Annotated in this window: 1 protein-coding gene; it reads left to right on the top strand. The window is 36.2% G+C overall.

Annotated features, from left to right (window positions below):
- The first annotated feature begins 107 nt into the window (after positions 1 to 107).
- Positions 108 to 1,523 carry an IS1182 family transposase gene (locus ACESSZ_RS16400; protein WP_412272617.1) on the top strand — a complete coding sequence of 472 codons (1,416 nt, stop codon included), beginning with the start codon at positions 108 to 110 and terminating at the stop codon, positions 1,521 to 1,523.
- Positions 1,524 to 1,632: the final 109 nt, after the last annotated feature.

Here is a 1,632-nt window from a genome sequence, read left to right as displayed (position 1 = left end):
TCAGACTGTCGACAAACTCAAATGAGTTAGTTGATGGTCTTTTTAATATATACAGAAAAGATGATAAGGAAAATGGTATAATATAAGTAAGAAAAGGAAGTGCTGAAATGCTTACAAAAACCAATCAAAAACAGCATGAAGTAAGTGTTGTAATACTAGAAGACTTAGTACCTTCAGATCATCTGTTAAGAAAGATAGATAAAGTTATAGATTTCTCATTTTTATATCCATATGTGGAAGATATGTACAGCAAAACAGGAAGGCCAAGTATTGATCCTGTTGTTTTGATAAAACTGGCATTTATTGATAAATTATATGGATTCCACAGTATGAGGAGAACATGTGCAGAAGCACAGGTGAATTTAGCAATCAAGTGGTTTTTAGGATATGGATTAGAAGAAAAGACACCGCATTTTTCAGATTTTTCAAAAACATATACAAGGAAATTTTCAAAAGAAATCGAAATCAAAGATGACAAAGGAAATATTATCGAAAAGAAAAGTATCTTCGCTGTATTATTTGATGAAGTAATTGAGCAGGCAATGAAACGCAGCTACATATATCCGGGGCATATTTATATGGACAGCACACATATAAAAGCAAATGCAAATAAGAAAAAAGTGACAAAACAGATGGTGGAAGAAACACGGAAAAATTATCAGGAAGAATTAAACAGAGAAATTGATGAAGAGTGTGAGCGACTTGGCTTCAGAAAGCCTAAAGAAATACAGCTGGGCGAGAAAGAGATCAAGAAAAGTGAAACCGACAGCGAAGCAGGGATTTTTTTAAAAGGTGAGCACGAATTACAGATAGCATATTTAGCACAGACCGTATGTGATATCAACGGGTTCATATTAAACACAGGGATCGTACCGGCAAATCTGCATGACAGCACGACATTCCATGAGGTGTATAAAGCAACGGTAGAGAAGTATGGGGTCGGAGGAGCAAAAGGAATAAGGGCAATCGGAATCGACGCAGGATATAAAACGCCGGCAGTAGCAAAGGAAATAATAGAAAGCGGAGTAACCCCGCTGATGCCCTATACAAGACCAAAGGGGAAAAAGAACAATGAAGAAAACGCAACAAAATATGGTAAGAAAGATTTTGAATATGATAAGGCGGCAGATGTATTCCATGGACCACAAGGCTGTATATTGACGCCAAGAGGAATAGACAGAAAAACAGGATATATAACCTATCGAAGTGAAAAACAGGAATGTGATGCATGCCCATTGAGAGAAAAATGTCTAAGCAGGACATCAAATACAAAGACAGTGGTAAAACATATATGGCAGGAAAGTCTAGATGAAGCAGAACGGATACGCCTAACGGAATATTGGAAACGATATTATCCACAGAGAAGTCAAACAATAGAGCGTGTATTCGCAGATGCGAAAGAAAAACATGGATTGCGGTTCACAAGATATAAAGGAATAAAAAAAGTCTTGGACGAAACAAGACTAGTTTTTGCGACAATGAATATAAAAAAGATGGCAATATGGGATTGGAAAGCAGCGTAAAAGCTGTTTGTTTTTCTTTAAAACCGTCATAAAACAAAGGAAGTATAAAAAAACAGAAGTAAATCCAAGATGTTAAATTTGGAAATACCCCTGTTTGTCGACAGTCTGA

The organism is Eubacterium sp. 3_1_31, from assembly GCF_964249515.1.
GTDB lineage: Bacteria > Bacillota_I > Bacilli_A > Erysipelotrichales > Erysipelotrichaceae > Longicatena > Longicatena caecimuris.
Note: the sequence above shows the minus strand (reverse complement) of the source record. Positions and strands in the feature narration are given on the sequence as shown.